Origin of the sequence: Salinadaptatus halalkaliphilus, from assembly GCF_006543045.1 — an archaeon.
Classification (GTDB): domain Archaea; phylum Halobacteriota; class Halobacteria; order Halobacteriales; family Natrialbaceae; genus Salinadaptatus; species Salinadaptatus halalkaliphilus.
Window position 1 is genome coordinate 105,780 of record NZ_RBZW01000058.1, and the last position, 15,442, is coordinate 121,221.

Annotated in this window: 16 protein-coding genes; 8 read left to right on the forward strand and 8 right to left on the reverse strand. The window is 64.9% G+C overall.

Annotated elements, in window-relative coordinates; genetic code table 11:
* Nucleotides 1-36: 36 nt before the first annotated feature.
* The 5 genes from D8Y22_RS17010 to D8Y22_RS17030 form a co-directional block, all read right to left on the reverse strand.
* Nucleotides 37-933 carry a hypothetical protein gene (locus tag D8Y22_RS17010; protein ID WP_141465885.1) on the reverse strand — a complete coding sequence of 299 codons (897 nt, stop codon included), beginning with the start codon at nucleotides 931-933 and terminating at the stop codon, nucleotides 37-39.
* Nucleotides 926-1,546: an Hsp20/alpha crystallin family protein gene (locus D8Y22_RS17015; RefSeq protein WP_141465886.1), complete on the reverse strand. Its 621-nt coding sequence runs from the start codon at nucleotides 1,544-1,546 to the stop codon at nucleotides 926-928. Before D8Y22_RS17015 ends, D8Y22_RS17010 begins: the two co-directional genes overlap by 8 nt.
* Complete coding sequence (gene gvpF, locus D8Y22_RS17020) at nucleotides 1,546-1,800, reverse strand: gas vesicle protein GvpF (protein WP_141465887.1); 255 nt, start codon at nucleotides 1,798-1,800, stop codon at nucleotides 1,546-1,548. Before gvpF ends, D8Y22_RS17015 begins: the two co-directional genes overlap by 1 nt.
* Before the next feature lie 2 nt (nucleotides 1,801-1,802).
* A complete protein-coding gene (locus D8Y22_RS17025) occupies nucleotides 1,803-2,426 on the reverse strand; it encodes a GvpL/GvpF family gas vesicle protein (protein ID WP_141465888.1) in 624 nt (207 codons plus the stop codon).
* A gap of 154 nt (nucleotides 2,427-2,580) precedes the next feature.
* Complete coding sequence (locus D8Y22_RS17030) at nucleotides 2,581-3,000, reverse strand: acyl-CoA thioesterase (protein ID WP_174811895.1); 420 nt, start codon at nucleotides 2,998-3,000, stop codon at nucleotides 2,581-2,583.
* Between the two features lie 157 nt (nucleotides 3,001-3,157).
* Between D8Y22_RS17030 and gvpA the strand changes: the two genes are divergently transcribed.
* The 5 genes from gvpA to mutS all read left to right on the forward strand — a co-directional run bounded on the left by gvpA (nucleotide 3,158) and on the right by mutS (nucleotide 8,897).
* Nucleotides 3,158-3,442, forward strand: coding sequence for a gas vesicle protein GvpA (gene gvpA / locus D8Y22_RS17035; RefSeq protein ID WP_141465890.1), 285 nt, complete (start codon nucleotides 3,158-3,160; stop codon nucleotides 3,440-3,442).
* A 6-nt stretch (nucleotides 3,443-3,448) separates the two neighbouring features.
* Nucleotides 3,449-4,480 (forward strand): gas vesicle protein GvpN, encoded by a 1,032-nt coding sequence (gvpN, locus tag D8Y22_RS17040; RefSeq protein WP_141465891.1) that lies wholly within the window; start codon nucleotides 3,449-3,451, stop codon nucleotides 4,478-4,480.
* A 27-nt stretch (nucleotides 4,481-4,507) separates the two neighbouring features.
* Nucleotides 4,508-5,062, forward strand: coding sequence for a gas vesicle protein GvpO, halophile-type (gene gvpO, locus D8Y22_RS17045; protein WP_141465892.1), 555 nt, complete (start codon nucleotides 4,508-4,510; stop codon nucleotides 5,060-5,062).
* 203 nt (nucleotides 5,063-5,265) lie between these two features.
* A complete protein-coding gene (locus D8Y22_RS17050) occupies nucleotides 5,266-5,610 on the forward strand; it encodes a CHY zinc finger protein (protein ID WP_141465893.1) in 345 nt (114 codons plus the stop codon).
* A gap of 530 nt (nucleotides 5,611-6,140) precedes the next feature.
* On the forward strand, nucleotides 6,141-8,897 hold the full coding sequence (mutS, locus tag D8Y22_RS17055) for a DNA mismatch repair protein MutS (RefSeq protein ID WP_141465894.1): 2,757 nt from the start codon (nucleotides 6,141-6,143) through the stop codon (nucleotides 8,895-8,897).
* A 21-nt stretch (nucleotides 8,898-8,918) separates the two neighbouring features.
* Here mutS and D8Y22_RS17060 read toward each other — a convergent pair whose 3' ends face one another.
* Together D8Y22_RS17060 and nucS are read right to left on the reverse strand one after the other, a co-directional pair.
* On the reverse strand, nucleotides 8,919-9,383 hold the full coding sequence (locus D8Y22_RS17060) for a DoxX family membrane protein (RefSeq protein WP_141465895.1): 465 nt from the start codon (nucleotides 9,381-9,383) through the stop codon (nucleotides 8,919-8,921).
* 81 nt (nucleotides 9,384-9,464) lie between these two features.
* Entirely contained in the window at nucleotides 9,465-10,217 is a 753-nt protein-coding gene (gene nucS, locus D8Y22_RS17065; RefSeq protein ID WP_246084486.1) for an endonuclease NucS, read from the reverse strand.
* A 106-nt stretch (nucleotides 10,218-10,323) separates the two neighbouring features.
* Here nucS and D8Y22_RS17070 point away from each other — a divergent pair, with 106 nt between their 5' ends.
* The gene (locus tag D8Y22_RS17070; RefSeq protein ID WP_141465896.1) at nucleotides 10,324-10,878 is read left to right on the forward strand and encodes a hypothetical protein; all 555 of its coding nucleotides are present in this window, start codon (nucleotides 10,324-10,326) and stop codon (nucleotides 10,876-10,878) included.
* Between the two features lie 515 nt (nucleotides 10,879-11,393).
* Here the strand turns inward: D8Y22_RS17070 and D8Y22_RS17075 are convergent.
* Nucleotides 11,394-11,882, reverse strand: a complete 489-nt coding sequence (locus D8Y22_RS17075; RefSeq protein ID WP_141465897.1) for a hypothetical protein — start codon at nucleotides 11,880-11,882, stop codon at nucleotides 11,394-11,396.
* 314 nt (nucleotides 11,883-12,196) lie between these two features.
* Here D8Y22_RS17075 and D8Y22_RS17080 point away from each other — a divergent pair, with 314 nt between their 5' ends.
* A complete protein-coding gene (locus D8Y22_RS17080) occupies nucleotides 12,197-14,128 on the forward strand; it encodes a beta-CASP ribonuclease aCPSF1 (protein ID WP_141465898.1) in 1,932 nt (643 codons plus the stop codon).
* Between the two features lie 224 nt (nucleotides 14,129-14,352).
* Nucleotides 14,353-15,396, forward strand: a complete 1,044-nt coding sequence (locus D8Y22_RS17085; RefSeq protein WP_141465899.1) for an EamA family transporter — start codon at nucleotides 14,353-14,355, stop codon at nucleotides 15,394-15,396.
* Nucleotides 15,397-15,442 lie beyond the last annotated feature (46 nt).

Here is a 15,442-nt window from a genome sequence, read left to right on the forward strand (position 1 = left end):
CAGTACCTCGCCGGATCGGTCGTGGTGGTGGATCAGTCATCGTCGTCTCCGTCGCTGCCGTTCTCGCTCGAACCGCTGGCCGTAGATGCGCCTGCGGCTGGGGGCCGTCGAGAGGTGCACGTCCTGTGGAACTGTCGCGTGTTTGACGCCGCTGCCGACGGCCGCGCGTTCGGTCGGCATCGTCGACGCCGCCGTCGGATTTCGCGAGTTCGGGCTGGTGTCCTGGCGGCGCATCTTCTCGCGGTTGAACTGGTAGAGTCGATTGAACGTCGCGTGGGTCTCGAGTAAGGCCTCGCGGAAGGCGTCGATGCCCGCCATCGCACCCTGCTGGATCGCGACCTGGTAGGCCTCGGGGTCCTCCATCACGTCGATGTCGCCGAGCGCCTCGACCGGGTCTGCGTCCTCGAGCATATCGTCGTCACCGATCAGTCCATCGTCGCCCACCAACTCGTCGTCACCCTCGCCGGAGACTGCATCTGCCGCCGTCTCGACGAGGCCGCCGTCGCCGATATCGTCGACCGCATCCTCGAGTTCGCGTTTCTCCTCCCAGATGGCCCCGAGATCCGTCGCGTCCCAGGCCGAGAGTAAGTCGATCGCCCGGAACACCTGCGTGAAATCGACGACGTCGCCGACGCCGGTGTCTGCGTCCGTGAGGGCGTCTGGAATCTCGCCGGCGTCGATCGCCGCGAGCAGGTCGTCGCCGTCGACCGCGTCGGGCAAGTTACTGAAGTCGATCGCCTCGAGCAGTTCCTCGGTTTCCGTCGCGACTGCCGCGAGCGTCTCGATGTCCCCCAACACCGACTCCAGCGTACTGCCCTCGAGGTCCTCGAGCGAGTCGGCGTCGCCCAGTACCGACTCGAGGTTGTCGAGGGCGTCCTGGCCCTCCTCGAGTAGCGCGTCGAATCCGTCCTCGAGCGCGTCCGTCTCACTCATCGTCACCCTCCGAACCGGTCGTCTCGTCGATCGTCCCCTCGCCGTCGCGGTCGTCGGGTTCCACGCGAACAGTGAGCACGCCGTTTCGAAGTCGCGCCTCGGCCGTTCGAGCGGTCCAGGGCACCTCGACGCGCTCGAGTTCGCGACCGGCGACGGCGACGACCAGCGTCGAATCCGAGAAGCCGACCGTCACCGCGTCCGGATCGGCCCCGGCGACGTCTGCAGTCACGAGCAGTTCGTCGTCGCGGTGGCGGGCCGAGAGGTGATGGTTCGACACCGTCGGTCCTCGACGGCGTCGTTTCTGTCGTTCTCGCCCGCGACCCGTGGCGTCGGTGTCTCGGCGTGACCGCTCGCGGTCGGCCGACTCCTCGAGCGCGTCCGCGATCGAACGGATCGACACGTCGAACTCGAGCGTCGAGCGATCGGGTCGTCGCCGTCCCGACGCCGACCCGTGGCCACGATCCTCGAGCGCGGAGAGCAGACTCGAGAGCCAGGCTCCACCACCGTCGAGGATCGAGCCGTCGGTGTCGCGGTCGGATGGGGCGTCCCCGCTCGCGTCGTCGCGCTCGTCTCCCGGTTCGTCCGCGTCGTCGCGGTGTGGGTCGTCGGACATTAGGATTTTACCTCGATCTTGCCGCTTCGCAGGTGGTCGTGGACCTCGCGAGCGATCTCGAGTTCGGCCTCGAGTTCCTCCTTGCGGCGCCGATACTCGTCTTCGGACCGCTCGCCGAGTTCGTATAGCAGTTGATTCTCCTTGCGCTCGTCCTCGAGGGCCTCGATGTCGTACAGTTCGTCCAGCGCCATCGTATGCAGTGCGTCGACGATGCCGACGAACGGCCGCAACAGGAGGTCGTCCAGTACGAACATGATTATCGTTGGGCGCCGATTTCGACGTCGACGAAGCTGTACGGTGCGAACGGGCCGGTGTAGCGAAACGTGAGATCGTCGTAGGTCTCCTCGAGATCCGCGACGGCCGCGTCGAACGTCTCGCGCTCGTCACGGTCGACGAGATACGATCGATTGGTCACGAGCCGGTCGCTGAACAGATCGTTGGGGACCGACTGGGCCGCGATCGGCTCGAGTGCGTCGGCCACGCCTGCTTCGACCGTGTCGACGTCGACGGTGGCGTCCTCGTCGCGAACGACTTTCAGACCGAGTTCGAACCGCCCCTCGATGTCGTTGATCGCGCGTCGAAACGCCGGTCGCGCACCCCGAAGGACATTCTTCAGCGCCCGGTCGCTCTCGAAGGCCATCCCGAACTGCATCGGAACGATGGTTCGACCGCCGTCGTGGTCCATTATTTCCCGAAGGACGTCGTCGTGGCGCTGTGCGTCCTCGTCGGTCTCCTCGGGATCGGTCGTCTCGATATCCGAGACGACGGCGCCGAGCCGACGGTAGGAGATGGTGTAGACGGACTCCTCGCCGTGGACGGCGTCGGTCTCGAACTCGATCGGCTCGCCATCGACGATGCCGTATACGTAGCGGTTGGTCATGGACTCGAGGAACGTGTGGCGGTCGTTCGACAGGACGCGGCCTGACGGTGGTGCTTGCAGTCGCCAGTCGCCGACCGGAAAGAGCTGTCACTCGAGACGCGCTCGAAAAACGGGACGACAGTTCGCCCTGGACGGCCTCGACCGCCGCCGCGGGTCAGGCCGTCGGCAGTTCGCCCTGGAAGGCCTCGATCGCCGCGAGAATATCGTCGGGAACGGGGGTCGGTTCGCCGTCGTCGTCGACGCCGACGTGGGTGAGCGTCCCGCTGACGATCAGTTCGTCGTCGGCCGCGCGTCGACACTCGTACTCGAACTCGAGACTCGAGGTGCCGATGCTCGAGACGCGCATCGAGTTGACGAGTCGGTCCCGAACGCCGGCGGACGCGTGATAGGACAGGTCGACGTTGACGACGTGGAGCTCCCACTCCAGCGGGTTGCGTTCCTCGTAGGGGTAGCCGATGGCGTCCATGTACGACATCAGCGTCTCGTCGGCGTAGGTCGTGTAGTTGCCGAAGAAGACGATGCCCTGGGCGTCGGTTTCCTCGAAGCGAACCGTATTTTCGTACACCTCGTGCATACCACGACTCTGGAGCGGTATCGAATAAACGTCCGGGTCGATCAGCCGTTCGGAACGTGTCGGATCGGACCGGCTCGGAGACCGACGAGGCGACCGCCGGTGGCTTGCAGTCGCAGTGCAAGTCGTGTTGGGAGCCGGTCGTGAACGCCAAGACGGCATGGCACAACCACAACGACGGCCCGACTCCTCGAGTCTGGCGGAGGTACTCGACCGGATCCTCGACAAGGGTGTCGTCATCGACATCTGGGCGCGAGTGTCCGTCGTCGGCATCGAACTGCTGACGATCGAAGCGCGTGTCGTCGTCGCATCCGTCGACACCTTCCTGCACTACGCGGAGGAGATCGCAAAAATTGAGCAAGCCACCGCAGAGGGCGATCTCGAGGAGCTCGAAGAGCTCGAGGTCGAACAGCGACCCGAATCGTCGCCCCAGTCCGCGGAGTAACGCTCGATGGCCGACGACACCTCGCGCAAGCGTAAGGTCCGCGGTCGGAAGATCAGGAGCGATCGATCCCAGAAAGAAGGGCGACGAGCGAAGAAAGAACTGGCGCGAACGGCTTCGAACGCGCGCGAGCGAAACGGCGACACTCCGCTCGCCGACCCCGCTGACATCACCCCGGAGCCGTTCGTCGAAACCGACGCCGTCGAATCGATCCGAGATCGGATCACCGGCTGGCTCGAGGCCGATCAACCGGTCCACCTGATCGGACCGACGGGCTGTGGCAAGACGGCCTTGGCCCTGTCGGCGGCCGCCGAACGCGGCCGGCCGGTCGTCTGGCTCAACGGCGACGAGGCCGTCGACACGGCGGCGCTCGTCGGCGCACACGCCGGCGGAGAGCGCTACACGGAAGACGACCGGTTCGTCAGCGGCGTCAGCAAGCAGACCGAGATCGTCCGCGAACGCTGGGTGGACAACCCACTCTCGGTCGCGGTGCGAGAGGGTGCGACGCTCGTCTACAACGAGTTCTCGCGCAGCGATCCCGCGGCACACAACGTCTTGCTCTCGGTCTTCGAGGAAGGCGTCTTGGAGCGCCCGGGAAAGCGCGGCGAGGATCGCACGATCGAGGTCCACCCCGAGTTCCGGGCCATCGTCACCTCGAACGACGCCGAGTACGCGGGCGTTCACCGCCAGCAGGACGCGTTACTCGACCGGTTCGTCGGCGTCCACGTCGACTACTACGACGAGCAGACCGAACGCGATGTCGTCGAGGCCCACGTCGACCTCCCCGAGGACGATATCGAGACGATCGTCGGCACCACCCGCGCGTTGCGCGACGACCTCGAGATCGTCGTCGGAACGCGAGCGGCGATCACCGCCGCGAAGGGGCTCACGGTGTTCGACGGACGGGGCGGCGACGAGGACGGGCAGTTCGAGGACGAGCTACTCGTAGACGTCTTTACCGACGTGCTCGCGCCGAAAGTCGCCGAGGCCGGCGTGGAGGATATCGAAGAACTCCGCTCGACGATCGCCGAGACGGTATGAGACCGACCTAATCACAGGAGACCGACAATGGCCGAAGCCGACACGAACGATGCGACCGATCGATGTCTCGCGCTCACCGGGGACGGCGAGCGCTGTTCGCGGCCGGCCACCGAGGACGGATTTTGCTTCCAACACGACGAGAGTGATCCAACCGTGAGTGACAGTCAAACAGCCGAGACCGAGCACGCAGAGGAACAGGACGAAACCGAGAGCGAGGAGGGCGAGAGCCGAAGCCGTCAGCTCGACGCGACCGAGATGACGGCGGAAGAAAAGACCGACCCTGATTCGGTCGACACGGAGGATGTCGACGCCGACTCGGAGATCGAAGGCGTCCTCGCCGTGCGCCGGACCGTCCAGTCGACCGCCGGCGACCTCATCGGCCGTGAGTTCGACGCCGTCAGCGAGATTGCACCCACCGACGAGGGCTGGCGTGCCGTCGTCGAGGTGGTCGAGCGCCGCTCCGTCCCCGACACGCAGGACATCATCGGCCGCTACGAGATCGAACTCGACACCCAGGCGACCGTCCACGGTTACCGCCGACTGGACCGCTACCGGCGCGGCGATACCGCGGCCTTCGAGTGAGGCGTGGCCTCGAGAGCCGGCTCGCTCGGCTCCCCAGCCATTGCGGATGCCACCTCGAGTTACAGGCTCGCCACCTCGAGAGCGCCAGGTTTCGTCGCTTGCGGTGAGTGGTCACTTGCGAGGGGAGTTACCCGTCGAGACGTACCCGAAGCGGGATTCACAACGCCGAAGGCCCGTGAGGCCGTCGGTTCGAACGATCACTCGTGTCTTCCCCGTCCGTCCGCGGCGTCGACGTCGACGACGACACGCGGTGTGAACACTACCACACCGAACGCGACGTCGTCGCCTTCAGATTCGCCTGCTGTGAGGATTACTTCCCCTGTTTTCGCTGTCACGAAGCGGTGACCGATCACGACGCCGTGCCGTGGCCTCGCGCTCGCTTCGACGAGCCCTCGGTCCTGTGTGGCGTCTGCGGGTCCGAACTGACCGTTCCCGCCTACCTCGAGGCCGACTATCGCTGTCCCGACTGCGACGCCGAATTCAACCCGGGTTGTGCGAATCACGCCGAGTTGTACTTCGAGACGAACTCCCGAACTGACGAGGCGTAGCCCGTTTCGACTAGAATATGCAATATCTGCGTTTCCGATTCTTTCTCGAGTGCTAGAAAGACAGCCGATCGTGACCTTCCAGAACCTGTCGAATAGCCTTATTTATCACAGTGTGGTCAGTCGATATGCAGGCCTGTCAGGGCTTGCGTACACTGGACGTATCGTCGACGGCTGGCTTGATTCACCAGCCATTTTGGCGCGGCCGATCTCGAGTACGACTGCAACGAGTCTCGCCGAGCGGCGTGTCTCGAACGAATACCATCCTGGTTCTTCGAGTGGACCGATGCAGCGGCGCGTCGGAACCGTCACACCGCGTGCGGTGAGTTATCATCCTGTGCGAACGATCGACGTCGATTATAGTCACCGTGGAGTACACGTAACTGGCCACTCCCCGTGGCTACCAGCACAACCCATCGCCTACCGTCTGTGGCGTGTGACATCCCCCACACTCCCGCTTTCTCTTTCGGCCCGCCGATCGGATACCGTCGGATCCAGCAAGCTATTTCCCCGTCGAGCGGCCCGATTGGAGTATGGATTCCGCGCTTGGCCCGCCCGAAGCGATGGCCGAGAAACGCGAGGAACTGACGCCGATGATGCGTCAGTATCACGACCTCTGTGCGCGCTACGACGACGCGCTCGTCCTCTTTCAGGTCGGTGACTTCTACGAAACCTTCTGCGGCGCCGCCGAACGAACCGCGCGACTGCTCGAGATAACCCTCACCAGCCGGGAGGACTCGACCGGCGAGTACCCGATGTCCGGGATCCCGATCGACAACGCCGAATCCTACATCGAGGCGTTGCTCGAGGCCGGCTATCGGGTCGCGGTCGCGGATCAGGTCGAGGAACCCGGCGAAACCTCGGGCGTCGTCGGGCGGGCAGTCACCCGCGTCATTACGCCCGGGACGCTCACCGAGGACGAACTGCTCGCAAGCGACGACAATAACTTCGTCGCCGCAGTGGCTCGCGGCGACGGGTCCGGCGCTCCCTCGGACGACGACGCCCTCGCACTCGCCTTGCTCGACGTCTCGACCGGCGACTTCCTCGCGACGAGTTCGACCTCGAGCGAGGCGATTACCGACGAGATCAGCCGCTTCGATCCATCCGAGGCCGTCGTCGGTCCCGACGCGTCGACGGATCTGGTACCCGCGGACTGCATGGTGACGCCGTTCGACGCCGCGGTCTTCGAGCGCGAGCGCGCCGCGTCCCTGCTCTCGCAGTACTTCGGTCAGCCCGACGCGCTGGTCGCCGGTGACGCCGAAACCCGGGCCTGCGGCGCGTTGCTCGCGTACGCGGAGTATGCCCGCGGCGGCGAACACGGCCAAGCAGACGACACTGACGAACCGGCCGACGCCGGTAATTCGGAGCCGGCCCCGCCGATCGACGCGAGCCAGCGCACCCGCCTCGAGTATCTCACCCACCTCACGCGGTACGACCCGCGCGAGTACCTGCTGCTCGACGCCGTCGCCCTGCGGAGCCTCGAGTTGTTCGAACCGCGGGCCGTCCACGCCCGGGACGACGCGACGCTGGTCGGCGCCCTCGACGAAACCGCGAGCGCGCTCGGCGGGCGCAAACTCCGGGACTGGGTCCGGCGGCCGCTGCTCGAGCCCGATCGGATCGATGCTCGCCTCGACGCTGTCGAGGAGCTAACCGGCTCGGTCCAGAGCCGGGAACACCTCCACGAACTGCTGCGAGATGTCTACGACCTCGAGCGCCTGATTGGACGGATCTCCCGCGAGCGAGCGAACGCCCGCGACCTGCGGTCGCTCCGGGATACGCTCGCCGTCGTTCCCGAACTCCGCGAGCGACTGGCCGACGCCGACTGCGAGCGCCTCGAGCGGCTCCACGAGACGCTCGATCCGCTCGCGGACATCCGCGAACTGATCGACGACGCCATCGTCTCGGATCCGCCGATCGAGATCACAGCGGGCGGCGTCATCGCCGAGGGGTACGACGCGGACTTAGACGACCTTCGGGCCACCGCTCGAGACGGCAAGCAGTGGATCGACGACTTGGAGGAACGAGAACGCGAGCGCACCGGCGTCGACTCGTTGAAAGTCGGCTACAATTCGGTACACGGCTACTACATCGAGGTGACGAATCCGAATCTCGAGGCCGTCCCCGAGAACTACGAGCGCCGTCAGACCCTCAAAAACTCCGAACGGTTCGTCACGCCGGCACTCAAAGAGCGCGAGAGTCAGATTGTCGGCGCGGAGGAGCGAGCCGACGAGCGCGAGTACGACTTGTTCTGCGATGTCCGACGGCAGGTCGCCGACGAGGTCGAGCGCGTCCAGACGCTCGCAGACGCTGTCGCGACGCTCGACGCCCTGGTCTCGCTCGCGACCGTCGCCGCCCAGTACGACTACTGTCGGCCGGAGATTCTCGAGCCCGATGCAGGGAGCGACGACGCCACGGCGACTGGGGACCCGTCCGGGCTCGAGATCGACATCGAAGGCGGTCGCCACCCCGTCGTCGAGCGCACGCAGGACTCGTTCGTCCCGAACGATGCTCACTTCGCCGACGACGAACGGCTCGCGGTCATCACGGGTCCGAACATGTCGGGAAAGTCGACCTATATGCGCCAGGTCGCTCAGATCGTCCTGCTCGCACAGGTCGGCAGTTTCGTCCCCGCGACGGCGGCGCGGCTCACGCCCGTCGATCGGATCTTCACCCGGGTCGGCGCGAGCGACGACATCGCGGGCGGGCGCTCGACGTTCATGGTCGAGATGGACGAACTCGCGACCATCCTGCGTGCGGCCGACGAGCGCTCACTGGTACTGCTGGACGAGGTCGGTCGAGGTACTTCGACGGCGGACGGCCTCGCCATCGCGCAGGCCATCACCGAACACCTCCACGACGCCGTCGGCGCGACGACGCTCTTTGCGACCCATCATCATCCGCTGACTGACGTCGCCGAGGACCTCGAGGCCGCGTTCACGCTCCACTTCGAGGTCGAGCAGGACGAGGGCGAGGTCGTCTTCGAGCACGAGGTTGCTCCCGGCGCGGCGACGGGTTCCTACGGTGTCGAGGTCGCGACCGCCGCCGGCGTTCCCGAAACGGTCGTCGAACGCTCTCGAGAACTGGTCGACGAAGCGGCGAGTGACGGGACGGCCGTCACAACGACCGACGTCGAACGGAGCGCCGAGGCCGTCGCCGCGACCGCAGACGGCGGTGACGTGCCGACCGACATCGCCGCCGAACTCCGGGCGCTGGATCTCGCCCATCTGACGCCCGTCGAGGCGCTGACCGAACTGGACCGACTCAAACAAGTACTCGAGAACGAGCGGTGAGATAGCGTCGATCGGTTGCGGTCAGTCCTCGCGCTGCCCGACCTTCAGGAGCGCGAGCGCAGCACCGAGGAGTGCGGTGTTTTTGAGGAAGTGGATCAGTTCGTTCTGTTTCTCCTCGGGATCGTCTGCGTTCCAGAAGTCGTGCATCATCGGCGTCACGCCGATGAGAAAGCTTGCGACTGCCCCAGCGGCGCTGGCTGGCAGCCGCCACAGGGCGACCCCGATGCCGCCGGCGAGCAGACTGACGCTGATCGCGGGGACCGCGATTTCGGGCTCCGGTGCGCCCTTGGCCTCGGCGTAGGCGATCCGGCCCTCGAGGTTCCGCAGATTGTCGAGCGCGTTGAACGCGAGGACGCCACCGAACAGGATGCGTCCGAGGCGAAACGCCGGCGTCTCGGTAACGGCGGAGTCAGTGCCATCGCGACCAGTTGTGTCGGCTCGTTCGGCCTCGCTCTCGTCGGTTCGTCGCTCGAGTCGACTACTCATAGCTCGAGGGCAGGTCGCGAGCCAGTTAGGAATCATCGCGACAACTGCAGGCACGCCGACGAGGGGGATCCGTACCCCGTCTCATTCGGCTGTCGGCTCGAGGGCGACGAACTCGAGGTCGTGTTCGGCCAGCAGGCGGCTTGCGCGGTCGGTCACCGAGGGTGCGACCAGGATGCCCCGGACGGTGGCGTCGGCGTGGAGATCTCGCGTCAGCGCGTCGACGTACCGGCGCAGTTGGCTCACCGCGTCCGGGCCGACGCGGCGGCGTTTGAGTTCGACGACGACCGTTCGGCCGGCGTCGTCCTCGCCGTAGATGTCGACCGCCCCAGCAGAGGTTTCGCGCTCGGTCGCAAGCGGGGTAAAGCCGGTCTCGAGCATCGCTGGCGTCTCGAGGATCCGCTGGCGGAGGTCCTCCTCGGTGCCCGACAGCGTGAGTTCGGTCTCGTCAGTACCGGCGAAGGCGGCGACGTGATCGACGCGTCGAAACCGAACGCACAATCGCTCGTCGGGCGTCGATCGAACGCTCTCGAGGACGAGCGTCCTCGCGTCGTCCTCGCGGAGACAGGAGACGGCGTGCTCACAGCCCGGTGGCTGCCAGTTGACCGGCTGTTGGCCCTCGTCGGTGTGGACAAGCGCCGCGCCGTCGGGTTTGAGCATGACGTGGCGATCCCCGGCCTCGAGCCGGCTCGAGGCGCGCCCGTCGTAGTCGACCGTACACCGACCGAAGATCGTCACGAGCGCCTCGCGTGCGATCCCGTCGCTGACGGCGTCGCAGGCGGCTTCGAGGGTGGGCTGCTCGAGCGTCACCGTCTCCGGCTGATCGATCGACGTCACTACAACGGCGTAGCCGTCGGGCGAACAAAAGGACCGCGACACGAGTGCCGCGTTCTCGAGTGCATAAAAAGGCTTATTCCGGGGGCGTTCCGCGGGCTAGTACACGATGTCAGACTTCCAGCAGCGCCGTCGAGTCCTTCAGCTTGCAGGCACCGGCGTCGCGGCCTCTATCGCCGGTTGTTCGGATCTCAGCGTCTCCGACGATCCAGATGGTGATGAGAGCACCGGAACCGAACTCACGGCGGTCGCTGAACCCTCCTCCGAAGACCTTCAGGAACTCGAGCAGGCAGTTCAGGCGGGCGAACTCAGCCAGGAGGAAGCCTACCAGCGCCAGATGGAGCTGTTCGAGGGCGCCATCGAGCAGTTCGAGGACCGCGCCGCTGCGGAAGCCGACGACGATTTGCGAATCGAGGAGTCCGAAGGGGAGATGGGGATCTATCTTATCGACGGCAGTGCCGACGTGATCATCGACGCACTGCGGACGGGCGACATCTCTGTTCTCGGCGACACCGACCTCTACGAACAGTTGCTCCAACAGCAGCAACCCCCACAGGGCGACGGGCAGGAGATCGACGAGGACGAACTCGAGGAGCAACTGCAAGAGCAAGTCGAAGAACAGGAAACAGCGGACGGTGACGAGGACGCTGCGGACGGCGAGTGACCTCCTCCACGGCCTTCAGGCCGTGGCATCCGGCCATCGGATGACCGGCCTGCCGAAGCAGGACGTTGCGGTTCCAACCCGCACTCAGAGGGAACCGGCAGCATCTTGGAAGACACAGTCTTCCGACGGTTCCGCGAGAGCTTTGCTCTCGCTTGATACCGGCGAAACTCTCGTTTTCTCCCTCGGTATAGGGCTGTGGCCCGGTCACGCAGGCCCCATCGGAATCGATGTCATTGCCGTGTGACGAACAGACCGCGTTCGTCACCGCCCCTTGTCTGTTGGGGGCCGGCGTCTCACCGATTCCGTTGCAGTTTCCAGTATGTTGGGACACGAGAAAAACCTTTGGTCGGTCATCCAGTCCGGCCACAGTACGGTGATTTGTGTGTCCTGAGTGTCCACTCGACCCTCGCCTGTTCGCTCCTCGGTTCCGACGCTCTGTCGGAACACTCGTCACTCACGGGAAGGCGGGGGTATGCGCTCGTATCTCTATCAGCCGACGACTAACCGAGTCATTCTCATTCTGGATCCACGCTGAAGGGACTCTCCCGTTCGGTCCAGTTCCAGCCGGGAATTCGTTCCTGAAATCCCGCAGCGAGGGCCGCCTCGAGGTCGTCGACGCCGGCGTTTTCGTCCGGGCCGCCGTGGACCTGTAAGTCGGCGTAGTGGAAGGTCGCCTCGCCGAGGGTCCGGAGGGGCTGGGTGCCGGCGATGGTCGCCGCCAGCTCGCGCCCGAGAATTTCGTCGACGACGAAGCCGGGATAGTCGCCGTCGACATCGAGATCACGAAGGATGGCGACCATCGCAGCGACGTTGACCGCCAGATCACCGTCGGCGAAGACAGCGTCGACTTCGGTGTGGTACTGCGATTCGGACACGTGGTCGACATCGGTGTCGAAGACCGCACCGAGGTCGTCGCGGACATCGTTGATGATCGGAACGACAGTTCCGGCGCGGGCTGTAATCCAGTCGCGTTCGGCGCGGACGCGGTCGGGTGTAACGTGCATACGTCTCCTTTTCGCTCGAGTGTCCTTTTGTTTGCGAAGGCTTTTATACCACGCAAGGAATAGCCACAGGTAAGCGGGTTCTCCCTGGAATTGTCCCGCAGTAGACCAGGATAACCAACCTGGGAGCGTGTTCGTCACGGCACGGAGTATACAGATGAGTCGGATAGTGACGTACTGCGTCGTTCGATCCGGACCGTCCCCGAAACTGTCGTCGACACGGGAGAGACAACGACTGGACGGTCCCGACCAACGGACTGTCGACTCCGGACGGACGCTCCCGCCGGCGAGTTCACGCAAGCCACATTTGGCGACCTATGAGCACTGTAGAGCAGCAACTTGACGATCTGAAAGCAGAGATCACGAGCGAGCTACCGAGCGATATCTCGGTCTCCTCGGTGAAATACGAAGGGCCGGAGCTAGTCGTCTACACCCGCGACCCGAAGAAGTTCGCTCGGCAGGGCGATCTCATCCGCAAGCTCGCGAGCAAACTCCGCAAGCGGATCACCGTCCGCCCCGATCCGACGGTCCTTTCGCGTCCCAACGACGCCCGCGAGGAGGTCATGCAGGCCATCCCCGAGGAAGCCGGCGTCACCGACCTCGATTTCCATACCGATACCGGTGAAGTCGTCATCGAAGCCGAGAAACCAGGAATGGTGATCGGCCGCCACGGTTCGACGCTTCGAGACATCACGAAAAACGTCGGCTGGACGCCCGAAGTCGTCCGCACGCCGCCGATTGAATCCTCGACGGTTTCGAACGTCCGCAGCTTCCTCAAGCAAGAACGCGACGAGCGTCGGGACATTCTCGAGAAAGTCGGTCGACAGATCCACCGCGAAGAGATGTCCGACGACGAGTACGTCCGCATCACGACGCTCGGTTGCTGTCGCGAGGTCGGTCGGGCCTCCTTTATCCTCTCGACGCCCGAAACGCGCATCCTCGTCGACTGTGGTGACAAGCCCGGTGCGGAGGGAGAAGTGCCGTATCTACACGCCCCCGAGGCACTCGGCGCTGGCCCCCAGACCATCGACGCCGTCGTCCTCACCCACGCCCACCTCGACCACTCCGCCCTGATCCCGCTGCTGTTCAAGTACGGCTACGACGGACCCATCTACTGTACCGAGCCGACGCGGGATCTGATGGGACTGCTCACGCTCGACTATCTGGATGTCGCCGCGAAAGAAGGGCGCTCACCACCGTACGACTCCGAACAGGTCCGCGAGGCGATCAAACACACGATCCCGCTCGAGTACGGCGACGTCACCGACATCGCACCCGATGTCAAGCTTACGCTGCACAACGCCGGCCACATTTTGGGCTCGGCCGTCTCGCACTTCCACATCGGCGACGGTCTCTACAACGTCTGTTTCTCGGGGGACATCCACTACGAGGACACCCGCCTGTTCAACGGTGCGGTCAACGACTTCCCACGGGTCGAGACGCTCGTCTTAGAGTCGACCTACGGCGGTCGCAACGACTACCAGACCGATCAGCAAGACTCCGAGGAGAAACTCAAGGAGGTCATTCGAGACACCTACGAGCGCGACGGCAAGGTCGTCATCCCGGCGTTCGCCGTCGGTCGCTCACAGGAGATCATGCTCGTCTTAGAGGAGGCGATGCGAAACGGCGACATTCCGGAGATGCCCGTTCACCTCGACGGCATGATCTGGGAGGCGACGGCGATCCACACTACCTATCCCGAGTACCTGCGCGACGACCTCCGGGACCGGATCTTCCACGAGGACGAGAACCCGTTCCTGGCCGAGGAGTTCAACCACATCGACGCCGGTGAGGAGGAACGACAGGATGTCGCCGATGGCGGTCCCTGTATCATCCTCTCGACGTCGGGGATGGTTACTGGCGGTCCGATCATGTCCTGGCTCGGCCACATCGGTCCCGACCCGGACTCGACGCTCGTCTTCGTCGGCTACCAGGCCCAGGGAACCCTCGGTCGACGCATCCAGACCGGCTGGGACGAGATCCCGACCAGCGAAGTCGGCGCCGCCGGCGACACCGGTCGCGGCACCCTCTCGCTGAACATGAACGTCGAAACCGTCGACGGCTTCTCCGGCCACGCCGACCGCGCCGGCCTCGAGAACTTCGTCAAGACGATGAATCCCCGCCCCGAGAAGGTGCTGTGTGTCCACGGCGACGAACGCTCGACCCAGGATCTGTCCTCGGCGCTGTATCACGACTACAACATGCGCACCTTCGCGCCGAAGAACTTAGAGACGTTCCGCTTCCTGTAGTCGTCGCTCCGTCTCTGTAGGACATTCCCGAGGTAACCGCCGAGCCGTCGTGCGTGTACTTCGGTACACGAGACGAGTCCGCTTCGAGAACCGGTCGTCGGAGACGAGCGAATTTTGACCCTCGATTCGTTTGTCCGGGACGTGGTGTGGACCCGCTCCGCTCGAGATCGGCGACCCGACCGGGCGAACGATCGCTATCGTCGCAGTAGCAAGGTGACCCGCTGGTGATCGCGACCTGGCTCGTCTACGCGATACTCACGGCCGCGATCTACGCCGGGATCGCGTTGCTCTTGAAGGTCATCAGCGGCACCGCTATCGACGATCCGGTGGCGCTGTTGATCTACACCTGCGTCCCGTTTTACGCCGTCTACGTCGCCGCCGGTCCGGTCCTCGAGTGGACCGCGATTACGGGCGGATCCGGAGCCGCAGTCCCGACGACTGCGGTCGTGGCGGCGATCGGTATTGGCGTCGTGTCGACGCTCGCGTACGGCGTCTACTACTGGGGACTCGTCGTCGGCGATGTCTCGCGGTTCGTGCCGGTGCTGGCGATCGAAACGGTCTTCGTCCTGATACTCGGCGCGCTCGCACTCGGCGAGTCGTTCCCGACGGGCGTCTACGTCGGGATCGGACTCGTCGTCGCAGGGGCGTTGTTCATCTCGATCGATCGCGAGCGTGACGCCGGAGCGACGGGATTCGGCCGAACCGGTCGCCCCGACATGGAACCGTCGGTGCTCGCAGTCGCCCTGCTTGCCGCGGTCGCGTTCGCGGTCTTCAATACGGGAATGAAGGCGCTCACGGCGAACTTCGGAACCTGGGAGTTGCTCTTCTGGATCAGCCTCGGGGGCCTCCTCTCGGTCGGCGCGGCGATCCCGTTTCGAACCGACGGTCGGTTCCGGCCGCGAGTCGATCCGGCCATCGAGGTGGGTCCCGACACGCCGATCTCGGTCCGCCTTCCCGGCAGAGCAGTGGCGGGAACGGAAACCCAATCAAAGACGGTATCGGTCGGCGCCCTCGTCCTCGTCGCTGGCGGTCTGCTGAACGCGCTCGCGCTGTTTACGTTCATCCGTGCTCTCCAGTACGGCCCGGTATCGCTTGCGACGGCGATCACCAAACTCGACGTCATGCTCGTCTTCGTCGGCGCGCTCTCGCTGTCGAAGCTTGCCCCCGAGCTCCTCAGCGAACGGTTCAACCGGTTCACGCTGCTCCAGAAAGGGACAGCATCGGCCGTCATTCTGGTCGGCTGCGTGTTGATACAGTTCGCCTATTGAGTCTTCGCACGTGGAACGCTCGGTTTCGTCGTCGCTCCGCCTGTCC